General features: G+C 72.2%; 10 protein-coding genes. 9 read left to right on the forward strand and 1 reads right to left on the reverse strand.

Annotated features, from left to right (window positions below; translation table 11 throughout):
- Nucleotides 1-357: 357 nt before the first annotated feature.
- The 8 genes from TNCT1_RS14130 to TNCT1_RS14165 all read left to right on the forward strand — a co-directional run bounded on the left by TNCT1_RS14130 (nucleotide 358) and on the right by TNCT1_RS14165 (nucleotide 8738).
- A complete protein-coding gene (locus tag TNCT1_RS14130; RefSeq protein ID WP_216856618.1) occupies nucleotides 358-732 on the forward strand; it encodes a DUF3499 domain-containing protein in 375 nt (124 codons plus the stop codon).
- Between the two features lie 162 nt (nucleotides 733-894).
- Entirely contained in the window at nucleotides 895-2259 is a 1365-nt protein-coding gene (locus TNCT1_RS14135) for a phosphomannomutase/phosphoglucomutase (RefSeq protein ID WP_143631446.1), read from the forward strand.
- A gap of 141 nt (nucleotides 2260-2400) precedes the next feature.
- On the forward strand, nucleotides 2401-2571 hold the full coding sequence (locus TNCT1_RS14140) for a Trm112 family protein (protein WP_014673093.1): 171 nt from the start codon (nucleotides 2401-2403) through the stop codon (nucleotides 2569-2571).
- Between the two features lie 85 nt (nucleotides 2572-2656).
- Nucleotides 2657-3784: an SIS domain-containing protein gene (locus TNCT1_RS14145; protein ID WP_143631448.1), complete on the forward strand. Its 1128-nt coding sequence runs from the start codon at nucleotides 2657-2659 to the stop codon at nucleotides 3782-3784.
- A gap of 133 nt (nucleotides 3785-3917) precedes the next feature.
- The gene (gene manA / locus TNCT1_RS14150; RefSeq protein ID WP_143631452.1) at nucleotides 3918-5069 is read left to right on the forward strand and encodes a mannose-6-phosphate isomerase, class I; all 1152 of its coding nucleotides are present in this window, start codon (nucleotides 3918-3920) and stop codon (nucleotides 5067-5069) included.
- Nucleotides 5070-5201: 132 nt separating this feature from the next.
- Entirely contained in the window at nucleotides 5202-6182 is a 981-nt protein-coding gene (locus TNCT1_RS14155) for a cation diffusion facilitator family transporter (protein ID WP_143631456.1), read from the forward strand.
- A gap of 306 nt (nucleotides 6183-6488) precedes the next feature.
- Nucleotides 6489-7946 carry an adenosylhomocysteinase gene (ahcY, locus tag TNCT1_RS14160; RefSeq protein ID WP_143631459.1) on the forward strand — a complete coding sequence of 486 codons (1458 nt, stop codon included), beginning with the start codon at nucleotides 6489-6491 and terminating at the stop codon, nucleotides 7944-7946.
- A 177-nt stretch (nucleotides 7947-8123) separates the two neighbouring features.
- Nucleotides 8124-8738, forward strand: a complete 615-nt coding sequence (locus tag TNCT1_RS14165) for a hypothetical protein (protein WP_143631462.1) — start codon at nucleotides 8124-8126, stop codon at nucleotides 8736-8738.
- A gap of 31 nt (nucleotides 8739-8769) precedes the next feature.
- On the opposite strand, the gene TNCT1_RS14170 is transcribed toward TNCT1_RS14165, so the two are convergent.
- Nucleotides 8770-9708, reverse strand: coding sequence for an RDD family protein (locus TNCT1_RS14170; RefSeq protein ID WP_143631465.1), 939 nt, complete (start codon nucleotides 9706-9708; stop codon nucleotides 8770-8772).
- A gap of 143 nt (nucleotides 9709-9851) precedes the next feature.
- On the opposite strand from TNCT1_RS14170, the gene TNCT1_RS14175 reads away from it, so the two are divergent.
- On the forward strand, nucleotides 9852-10859 hold the full coding sequence (locus tag TNCT1_RS14175; RefSeq protein WP_143631468.1) for a stage II sporulation protein M: 1008 nt from the start codon (nucleotides 9852-9854) through the stop codon (nucleotides 10857-10859).
- The last annotated feature ends 352 nt before the right edge of the window (nucleotides 10860-11211 follow it).

The raw sequence follows: 11211 nt of genomic DNA on the forward strand, positions 1-11211 counted from the left end.
AAGCCTAGTCCCCGCACGCTCCACCCGCCCGGCCCCACGCGGCAACCGGCCACCGGCGTCCCCCGTCCCGCGGCAGGACGAGCACATGTCACCGGACGTGACACAGGTTGACCATTCCGGCCAAGGTCTGGCTCGTTTCCGTAACTCTCCGAGACCGGTGAACTCAAGGCAATTGACGGTGTTTGTGCCGACTCATGACCGGAACGTTCCCCGCCCCGAACTCCGCCCGACCCCGTACGCGCAGGTCAGCAAGGCCTGTTCGAGGAGGCCCGCGTGGCGTCTCAAAGTACGACACGGTGGCGTGACCTGGAGCAGAGTCGTCGCGGCCCGCTCAAGAGTGCGGTACCGTCCATCAGCGTGAGCCCTGTACGTCGCTGTTCGCGCACCGCCTGCGGCCGACCCGCCGTCGCGACGCTGACGTACGTCTACGCCGACTCGACCGCGGTCCTCGGCCCGCTCGCCACCTACGCCGAACCCCACTGCTACGACCTGTGCGCCGAGCACTCCGAGCGCCTCACCGCGCCCCGTGGCTGGGAGGTCGTCCGCCTCCTCGACGGCTCCGCTCCCGCGCGGCCCAGCGGAGACGACCTGGAAGCGCTTGCCAACGCCGTGCGCGAGGCGGCCCGCCCCCAGCAGCGGGCGGCCGAGGCGGGCGGCGGAGCCCGCACCCCGGACCCGATGGAAGTGGCCCGCCGCGGGCACCTGCGCATCCTGCGCTCGCCGGACAACTGACTCCGCATCCGGCGGAGAACCGATCCCGCACCCACCGGGGCGACCCACGGCCACCACTCGCCGCCCGTCGGCCACTTGCCCGCCCGCCGGGTGTCCGCACACCTGCCTCTCACCAGCGACGGGTAGTTTGTGGGCACCCATAGGACTTCAGGAGGGTTGGCCGTGACTGCTGATCTGTCGCAGATCGTGAAGGCGTACGACGTACGCGGAGTGGTCCCGGACCAGTGGGACGAGCCACTGGCCGCCCTCTTCGGCGCCGCCTTCGCCGAGGTGACGGACGCGACGGCCGTCGTCGTCGGCCACGACATGCGCCCCTCGTCCCCCGGCCTCTCCCGCGCCTTCGCGCGCGGGGCGGCCGACCGCGGGGTGGACGTCACCGAGATCGGTCTGTGCTCGACGGACCAGCTCTACTACGCCTCCGGCGCGCTGAACCTCCCGGGCGCGATGTTCACCGCCTCCCACAACCCCGCGCGGTACAACGGCATCAAGATGTGCCGCGCCGGCGCCGCCCCGGTCGGCCAGGACACGGGCCTGGCGCAGATCCGCGAACTCGTCGAGCGGTGGCTGGAGTCGGGCGCCCCGCGACCGGCCGCCGAGCCGGGAACCCTCACCACGCGCGAGACGCTGCAGGACTACGCGGCCCACCTCCGCTCCCTCGTCGACCTGACCGCCGTCCGGCCCCTGAAGGTCGTCGTCGACGCGGGCAACGGCATGGGCGGCCACACCGTCCCCACGGTCTTCGCCGGCCTGCCCCTGACCCTCGTCCCGATGTACTTCGAACTGGACGGCACCTTCCCGAACCACGAGGCCAACCCCCTCGACCCGGCCAACATCGTGGACCTGCAGAAGCGGGTCCCGGCGGAGGGCGCGGACCTCGGCATCGCCTTCGACGGCGACGCCGACCGCTGCTTCGTCGTGGACGAGAACGGCGACCCCGTCTCCCCGTCCGCGATCACCGCGCTGGTCGCGGCGCGCGAGCTGTCCCGCTCCGGCGGCCGGGGCACCGTCATCCACAACCTGATCACCTCCCGCACCGTCCCGGAGGTGGTGCGGGAGAACGGCGGCACCCCGGTCCGCACCCGTGTCGGGCACTCCTTCATCAAGGCCGAGATGGCCCGCTCCGGCGCGATCTTCGGCGGCGAGCACTCCGCCCACTACTACTTCAAGGACTTCTGGAACGCCGACACGGGCATGCTGGCCGCCCTCCACGTCCTCGCGGCCCTCGGCGGCCAGGAAGGCCCCCTCTCCGCCCTGACCGCCCAGTACGACCGCTACGCGGGCTCCGGCGAGATCAACTCCACCGTCGCGGACCAGGCCGCCCGCCTCGCCGCGATCCGCGCCGCCTACGCGGGCCGCCCGGACGTCACCCTCGACGACCTCGACGGCCTCACGGTCTCCGCCGCCGACTGGTGGTTCAACGTCCGCCCGTCCAACACGGAGCCGCTGCTGCGCCTGAACGCGGAGGCGAAGGACGAGGCGACGATGACCAGGATCCGCGACGAGGCCCTCGCGATCATCAGGGCCTGAGCCGGCCGCCCGGCCCGGGCGGACGGCCGCAGCGGGCGCGGCGGGCCCCGGCCGCCCCCGCGGGCCCGCCCCGCCCCCGCCACCAGCGGTACGCTGACCAGCACATCGGCAACAGAACATCCGCCCCGAAGGGACACCCTCATGCCGCTCGAAGCCGGCCTCCTGGAGATCCTCGCCTGCCCCGCCTGTCACGCCCCCCTCAAGGAGCAGGACACCGAGCTGATCTGCACCGGGCAGGACTGCGGCCTGGCATACCCGGTCCGCGACGGCATCCCGGTCCTGCTCGTCGACGAGGCCCGCCGCCCCGAGTAACCGAGCCACCGCCGCGCCACGGCGAGGCGCCCACCCCCGCGTTCGAACCCCCGCACAGGATCCCGGCGACCGGAGGCTGCCGCCCATGCTCGACGAATCGCTGCTCGACAGCCCGGAGGGCCTCGCCGACGCCGACCGCCGCGGCCTGCTGCGCGGCGCGGCCGAGGCCGGTGCCCGCGTCCGCACCGCCGTCCGGCACGCCGCCGAGGCCGGCGTGGCCGGTCTCGAGCCCGACGGCCGCCCCCGCGCCGTGCTGATCGCGGGCCCCGGCGCCGCCGCCACCCACACCGCCGACCTGCTCGGCACCCTGGCGGGCCCCGGCAGCCCCGTCATCAGGCTGGCCCCCACCGGCGTCGCCCCCGCCGCCGGCGCCCTGCGCTGGGAGATCCCGGGCTGGGTCGGCTCCGTCGACCTGCTGCTCATCGCCACCCCGGACGGCAGCGAGCCCAGCCTCTCCCTGCTCGCCGAGCAGGCCTACCGGCGAGGCTGCTCGGTCGTCGCCGTCGCCCCGGCCGACACCCCGCTCGCCGAGGCGATCGCCGCCGCGCACGGGATGTTCGTGCCGATGGCGACGGCGCCCTACGACCAGGAAGAACCCCTCGCCGCGTCCTCCCCGGGCGTCTTCTGGGCCCTGTTCACCCCGCTGCTGGCGCTGCTGGACCGCATCGGCCTGCTCAGCGCGGCGCCGGACCACCTGGAGAAGGTCGCCGACCGCCTGGACCACATCGCCGAGCGCTGCGGCCCGGCCATCGCGGCCTACAGCAACCCGGCCAAGACCCTCGCCGCCGAACTCGCCGACGCGCTCCCCGTGGTGTGGACGGAGGGCCCCGGGACCGGACCCGCCGGCCGCCGCTTCGCAGCCGCCCTCGCCGAACTCGCCGGCCGCCCCGCCCTCGTGGCCGAACTCCCCGAGGCGCTCGCCGCGCACAGCGCCCTGCTGGCCGGCCCGCTCGCCGCCAGCGCCGACCCGGACGACTTCTTCCGCGACCGCGTGGAGGAGCCGCCCGCGATGCACGCGCGCGTGGTGCTGCTCCGGGACCGTCCGATCGGCGGCCTGACCGCCGCCCCCGCCGCCCGTGACCTCGCACTCAGCCACGACACGCCGATCAGCGAGCTCGAACCGGAGGAGGGCGACGAACTGGAGACCCTCGCGGAACTGATCGCCGTCACGGATTTCGCCGCCGTTTACCTGGCGCTCGCTTCCAGGGCCTGACCTTGCTCAGGGCGCCGGCCCCGGGTCCGCCCGGACCGGCCGGCCCGCGCCCGCCACCGGCACACCGGTCGGGAACCGGCACACCCCCCGGCGCCGGCGCCGGGCAGCGTACGTACGGAGACAGAGAAACCACATGGACCGCCTCGACAACACCGTCCGCCCCTACGCCTGGGGTTCCACCACCGCCATCCCGCACCTCCTCGGCGTCGAACCGAGCGGCGAACCACAGGCGGAGATGTGGATGGGCGCCCACCCGGGCGCTCCCTCGCGCACCGCGCGCGGGACGCTCGTCGAGGTGATCGACGCGGATCCGGAGCGCGAACTGGGCCCCGCGGCGGTCGCGAGGTTCGGCCCCCGGCTGCCGTTCCTGCTCAAGATCCTCGCCGCGGGCGCGCCCCTCTCCCTCCAGGTGCACCCCGACCTGGAGCAGGCCCGGGAGGGCTACGCCGACGAGGAGCGGCGCGGCGTGCCCGTCGACGCCCCGCACCGCAACTACAAGGACGCCAACCACAAGCCCGAACTGATCTGCGCGCTCACCGAGTTCGACGGGCTGTGCGGCTTCCGCGCCCCGGCCGAGGCGGCCGGCCTGCTCGAAGGGCTCGGCGTCGACTCCCTGAAGCCGTACGCCGGCCTGCTGCGCGCGCACCCCGAGGAAACGGCCCTGCGGGAGGTCCTCACCGCCGTCCTCAGCGCCGACCCGGACGAGATGGCGCACACGGTCGCCGAGGCCACCGCCGCCTGCACCCGCCTCGGCGGCGACTACGCCCCCTACGCCGGCATCGCCCGCCACTACCCGGGCGACCCCGGCGTCATAGCGGCCATGCTCCTCAACCACGTCCGCCTGAAGCCCGGCGAGGCGCTGTTCCTCGGGGCCGGCATCCCGCACGCCTACCTCGACGGCCTCGGCGTCGAGATCATGGCCAACTCCGACAACGTGCTGCGCTGCGGTCTCACCCCGAAGCACGTCGACGTCCCCGAACTGCTGCGCGTCGTCCGCTTCGAGGCGGGCGACCCCGGCGTGCTGCGCCCCGAGGCCGCCCCGGACGGCGAGGAGGTCTACGACACCCCGATCGACGAGTTCCGGCTCTCCCGGTACGTCCTGTCCGAGGGCGGCACCGCCCGCGACCTCACCCTCGACACCCCGCAGATCCTGCTCTGCACGGCCGGGTCCGTCCGGGCCGGTGAGCACGAGCTGGCCCCCGGTCAGTCGGTCTTCGTCCCGGCCGGGGAGAAGGCCGAAGTCTCCGGTGCGGGCACCGTCTTCCGCGCCACTGTGATCGTATGACCGGGACTGTGGATACCTGACGCGGCGCCGCCCGGGCGGGCTGCAACAATGGCCCACCGGCAAAGCACGGGCAAAAACGGGCACACGCCTGGACGGCGTAGACGGACGAGGGCGAAGGGACATCGCGGACACATGAGCGCGTCAGGCGGTAACAAGGCGATCGTGGCGGCACTCGGCGCCAACCTCGCGATCGCGGCATCGAAGTTCGTGGCCTTCGCGTTCAGCGGCTCGTCGTCGATGCTCGCCGAAGGCGTCCACTCGGTCGCCGACTCGGGCAACCAGTTCCTGCTGCTGATCGGCGGCAAGAAGGCACAGCGCGAGGCGACCCCCCAGCACCCCTTCGGCTACGGCCGCGAGCGCTACATCTACGCGTTCCTCGTCTCGATCGTCCTGTTCTCCCTCGGCGGCATGTTCGCCATCTACGAGGGCTACGAGAAGATCACCCACCCCCACGCGGTCGAGCACTGGTACTGGCCGGTGGGCGTGCTGGTCTTCGCGATCATCGCCGAGGGCTTCTCCTTCCGCACGGCCATGAAGGAGTCCAACGAACTGCGCGGCAAGCTGTCCTGGTCGCAGTTCATCCGCCGCGCCAAGGCGCCCGAGCTGCCCGTCGTCCTGCTGGAGGACTTCGGCGCGCTCATCGGCCTGGTCCTCGCCCTCGGCGGCGTCGGCCTCGCCCTGCTCACCGGCGACGGCGTCTGGGACGGCATCGGCACCGTCTGCATCGGTGTCCTGCTGGTCTGCATCGCCCTGGTGCTCGCCGCCGAGACCAAGTCGCTGCTGCTCGGCGAGGCCGCGGGCATCGAGGAGGTCAAGAAGATCGAGGCCGCGATGGTCGACGGCGACACCGTCACCGGCGTCATCCACATGCGCACGCTCCACCTCGGCCCCGAGGAGCTGCTGGTCGCCGCCAAGATCGCCGTCCAGCACGACGACACGGCCACCGAGGTCGCCAACGCCATCGACGCGGCCGAGGCCCGCATCCGCGCCGCCGTCCCCATCGCCCGCGTGATCTACCTGGAACCCGACATCTACAGCGAGGCCGAGGCAGCCAAGGGCCCGGACCCGGAGGCGACCCCGGGCGGCCCCAACCCGCACGCCGCAGGCCACTGACTCCCGCCCCGGCGACCGGGGCCGCCCTCACCGAGGAAGGCCCCGCCCACCCCCGGATGACGTGAACTCTTCCAAGGCGGACTGGGGGTCGCCGCGCTTCCCGGTGTAGCTTGGGACGGAGCCAGACGTCGCTGCTGATGGCGGTCGGGCGGTCCCCAGGCGGACCGGCCGAGGGAGAGAGGGCCTCCGACGGACTGCGCTGCGCGCACGTGGGCATGCCTGTGTCCTCTTCTCGGGCACCCCTGTGTCCGCCGCCGCGCAGACCAGCCGTACCCACCTCGACCCAACCCCGAGGAGCAGCTCGCAATGACGACTGTCGACAGCCGACAGGACTTCAAGGTCGCCGACCTCTCCCTGGCCGAGTTCGGCCGCAAGGAGATCACCCTCGCCGAGCACGAGATGCCGGGCCTGATGGCGCTCCGCAAGGAGTACGCCGAGGCCCAGCCCCTCGCCGGCGCCCGCATCACCGGCTCGCTGCACATGACCGTGCAGACCGCCGTCCTCATCGAGACCCTGGTCGCCCTCGGCGCCCGGGTCCGCTGGGCCTCCTGCAACATCTTCTCCACCCAGGACCACGCGGCCGCCGCCATCGCGGTGGGCCCCGACGGCACCCCCGACGCCCCGCAGGGCGTCCCGGTCTTCGCCTGGAAGGGCGAGACCCTGGAGGAGTACTGGTGGTGCACCGAGCAGGCGCTGACCTGGCCGGACAGCGCCACCGGCGGCCCCAACATGATCCTGGACGACGGCGGCGACGCCACCCTCCTCGTCCACAAGGGCGTCGAGTACGAGAAGGACGGCAAGGTCCCCGGCCTGGAGACCGCCGAGTCCGACGAGCACCGCGTCATCCTCCAGCTGCTGCACCGCACCCTGGGTGAGAACCCCCAGAAGTGGACCCAGCTCGCCTCGGAGATCCGCGGCGTGACCGAGGAGACCACCACCGGCGTCCACCGCCTGTACGAGATGCAGCGCGACGGCGTCCTCCTCTTCCCGGCGATCAACGTCAACGACGCCGTCACCAAGTCGAAGTTCGACAACAAGTACGGCTGCCGCCACTCCCTGGTCGACGGCATCAACCGCGCCACCGACGTCCTCATCGGCGGCAAGACCGCCGTCGTCTGCGGCTACGGCGACGTGGGCAAGGGCTGCGCGGAGTCCCTGCGCGGCCAGGGCGCCCGAGTGATCATCACCGAGATCGACCCGATCTGCGCCCTGCAGGCCGCGATGGACGGCTACCAGGTCACCACCCTGGACGAGGTCGTCGAGACCGCCGACATCTTCGTCACCACCACTGGCAACAAGGACATCATCCTCGCGTCGGACATGGCGAAGATGAAGCACCAGGCCATCGTCGGCAATATCGGCCACTTCGACAACGAGATCGACATGGCCGGCCTCGCCCAGATCCCGGGCATCGTCAAGGACGAGGTCAAGCCGCAGGTCCACACCTGGAAGTTCCCCGACGGCAAGGTCATCATCGTGCTGTCCGAGGGCCGCCTGCTGAACCTGGGCAACGCCACCGGTCACCCGTCGTTCGTGATGTCCAACTCCTTCGCGGACCAGACCCTGGCCCAGATCGAGCTGTTCACCAAGCCCGACGAGTACCCGACCGGCGTCTACGTGCTGCCCAAGCACCTCGACGAGAAGGTCGCCCGCCTCCACCTGGACGCGCTCGGCGTGAAGCTCACCAAGCTGCGCCCCGAGCAGGCCTCCTACATCGGTGTGGAGGTCGACGGCCCGTACAAGTCGGACCACTACCGCTACTGAGTCCACGGTCCCGCACGCCGGGGAGCACACCGGTGCACCGCCCCGCTCTCCGGCGGCAGGTCCGAAGAACCGCAGAGGCAGGCCCCCGCACCCCCGTGCCGGGGGCCTGCCCCTTTGGCCTCGGGCCGGACCAGCAGCCGTAGCCGGACCGCCGGCCCGTCAAGATCCAGGACCCCCATGCCCCGCGGCCGATATTCGCTCCACGATCCGCACGATCACACCCCCCTCGCCGAAGAGCACTTCCAGTGCGCGCCCGGCCCCTCGGGCTGGCGCTACGTCTCCCAGCTGACCACCCCCACCGGCGATCACCGGGGTTCGGTCGACCTCGCTCTGGACGACCTCGGCCGCCCCATCCGCCTCGAGATGCACGCGGGAGGCTGGCAGGTGCGAGGCGCCGCCCTCGACGGCGTCACCTGGGTCCGCACCGACGCCACCGGAACCCATGCCACCGAAGGCAATGTGCGCGCCCACGCCTTCACCGGCACGTCCCCCGCGTTCCTCGTCGCCACCGCCCGTCTCCTGCGCCTCACCCCCTCCTCCGCGGAAACCCGCGTGCGCCTGGTCGCCTTCACCGACCCGGTCCTCGCCCCCCGCACCCTGGACCAGTCCTGGACCTTGCTGGACAGCGAAGCACACGCCACTGACAACGGCCCCCTGACCGTGGACGAGTACCAGGTCACAGCCCTGGACACGGGCGAACGGCACACCGTGCACATCGCCGGGGACGTGGTCCTGTCCGCGCCCGGGATCGAGCTGGAGGACCTTCAGTCACCGCCGTCGGCGTTCGACTGAGCCGCCGGCCCGCCGGTCCGCCGACGGCCGCTCAGGCGGGCGGCGCGAATCCGGTGGCCGGCCGGTCGGCTGGAGCCTGACGCGTGTCCGGCGCGGACGGCCGGGGCCAGGGCGGAGGGTAACCACCGGGCACACCACCGCCGACCGCCGAGGGACCCGCGCCCTCGGCGGGGTCCCCGGAGACGAAGGGTGCGGGCGAGCCCGCCGGCGCGACGGACCCGGCCCCGCCGAAGGCCCGCCTGGCCTCGCGAGACTGCCGTTCCTGGACCACGGCGGCCAGAAAAGCCGCAGGGTGCTCGCCGTGCGGCACGGAGGCCCCCGTGCGAGCCGCGACGTCGGCCCCGAGCCGCTGAGCCATCTCCCAGGACACCTGGGGGTCGAGCTGCTGCATCCGCGTCAGGTACTGCCGGACCGCGAGCCACAGTCCGTCCGGCACGGCCGACAGATCTAGCTCGGCGAACCGCCCCGCGAGCCAGGGCGGCGGGGGCGGCACCTGACCGGTACGCCCGGCGGGGATCCGCTCGCGTACGACGAGGGTGCCCGCGAACACGTCGCCGAGCCGCCGCCCCCGCGCCGACACCAGCGAGGCGATGCAGGCCACCACCCCGAACGTCATCAGGATCTCGACTACGCCGATGGCGCCGCGGACAAGAGCGTGCCGGAACCGGACGGGGCCACCGTCGTCCCGCACCACACGCAGCCCGAACGCGAGCTTCCCCAGCGAACGGCCATGACTGAGCGTCTCCACCGCGATCGGCCCACCGACCAGTACCAGCAGGAAGGTGGCGATCGACAGCGCGACCTGAGCGGCCTCGTCCAGAGACGACGTCGCCGCCACCAGCGCCAGCGACGCGCCGATGTACACGACCACGGCCACGACCAGGTCGAGCAGCACCGCGAGCGCCCTGCTCGGCAGCTTCGCGGGCCGCAGTTCGAGCGCCACCGCCTCGCCGGTCACCAACTCACTCACGCCCGTCGTCCTTCCCCTGGCCTGCCCCGTGAACCGCAAGTCTGCCAAGCTGAGGGCGCATCGCGCCGCAGTACGACAAGCTGACGGCATCAGGAGCATCCACGACGAGCAGTGGACGACCAGCCGAGGAGCAGGCGGACCCCATGGACCTGGACGTCTTCGTCTCCGCACACCGAGCAGAATGGGACCGCCTCGACGCCCTGCTCCGCCGCGGCCGCCGGCTCAACGGGGCCGAGGCGGACGAGCTCGTCGCCCTGTACCAGCGCACCGCCACCCACCTCTCCCTCATCCAGTCCAGCGCACCCGACCCCCAGCTGACGGGCCGGCTCAGCCAGCTGGTGGCACGCGCGCGCAGCGCCGTGACCGGCGCCCGCCGCGCGTCATGGCGGGACGTCACGAGGTTCCTGGGCCAGGGCTTCCCCGCCGCGGTCTACCGCGCGCGCCACTGGTGGGTGCCCACCGCGCTCGTCTCCACCGCCGTCGCGATCCTTCTGGGCTGGTGGATAGGCGCCCACCCCGAGGTGCAGTCGGCCATCGCCGCCCCCAGCCACCTGCGCGAGCTGACCCGGCCCGGCGGCGAGTACGAGACCTACTACTCGAGCCACCCCGCGGCGTCCTTCGCCGCCCAGGTGTGGACGAACAACGCCCAGGCGGCCGCGATGTGCCTGGTCCTGGGCGTCTTCCTCGGGCTGCCGGTGCTCTTCATCCTCTTCGAGAACATGCTCAACCTGGGCGTCGGCATCGGTCTGATGTCGTCCGCCGGCCGCCTCGACACGTTCCTCGGTCTGGTCCTTCCGCACGGTCTGCTCGAACTGACCGCGGTCTTCGTGGCCGCCGGCACCGGTCTGCGCCTGGGCTGGACCCTCGTCGACCCGGGGCCGCGCAGTCGCCGGGCCGCACTCGCCGAGGAGGGCAGGGCCGCGATCGGCATGGCCATCGGCCTGGCACTGGTCCTCTTCGTCTCCGGAGCCATCGAAGGCTTCGTCACCTCGTCCGGCCTGCCCACCTGGGCGCGGATCGGCATCGGGATCGCGGCTGAGCTGGCCTTCCTCGCGTACGTCTTCGTCCTCGGCCGCCGCGCGGTACGGGCCGGCCAGACGGGTGACATCGAGGCGGCCGAACGCAGCTCCACCGTGCCCACGGCCGCCTGATGTGCATCCACGGCCTGTGAGCTGCTAGTCTCTCCATCACCCCGCAAGAGCCGTTGACACGGCGGGCGTGGGGAGGTAGATTCAAACAGTTGCCCAGAGCTGGACAAGCTCAGGGCGGATCGTTAGAATCTAACTTGCTTCCAACGAGTCGCGGACGCGATCGAGTGAAGCACCCATCCGAATTACTCAGAAATGAGCGCCGGTCAGACCGGCCGAAAACTTCTGATAAAGTCGGAACCGCCGGAAAGGGAAACGCGGAAGCGGGAACCTGGAAAGCACCGAGGAAATCGGGTCGAGAAAAGATCTGATAGAGTCGGAAACGCAAGAACGAAGGGAAGCGCCCGGAGGAAAG

Source organism: Streptomyces sp. 1-11 (assembly GCF_007176755.1).
Lineage (GTDB): Bacteria > Actinomycetota > Actinomycetes > Streptomycetales > Streptomycetaceae > Streptomyces.

Excerpts from the sequence above, each read along its gene's own strand:
- TNCT1_RS14140 (WP_014673093.1), top strand. The coding sequence starts at position 2,401 with ATGCCGCTCGAAGCCGGCCTCCTGGAGATCCTCGCCTGCCCCGCCTGT.
- TNCT1_RS14175 (WP_143631468.1), top strand. The coding sequence starts at position 9,852 with ATGGACCTGGACGTCTTCGTCTCCGCACACCGAGCAGAATGGGACCGC.
- TNCT1_RS14165 (WP_143631462.1), top strand. The coding sequence starts at position 8,124 with ATGCCCCGCGGCCGATATTCGCTCCACGATCCGCACGATCACACCCCC.
- manA (WP_143631452.1), top strand. The coding sequence starts at position 3,918 with ATGGACCGCCTCGACAACACCGTCCGCCCCTACGCCTGGGGTTCCACC.
- TNCT1_RS14145 (WP_143631448.1), top strand. The coding sequence starts at position 2,657 with ATGCTCGACGAATCGCTGCTCGACAGCCCGGAGGGCCTCGCCGACGCC.
- TNCT1_RS14155 (WP_143631456.1), top strand. The coding sequence starts at position 5,202 with ATGAGCGCGTCAGGCGGTAACAAGGCGATCGTGGCGGCACTCGGCGCC.
- ahcY (WP_143631459.1), top strand. The coding sequence starts at position 6,489 with ATGACGACTGTCGACAGCCGACAGGACTTCAAGGTCGCCGACCTCTCC.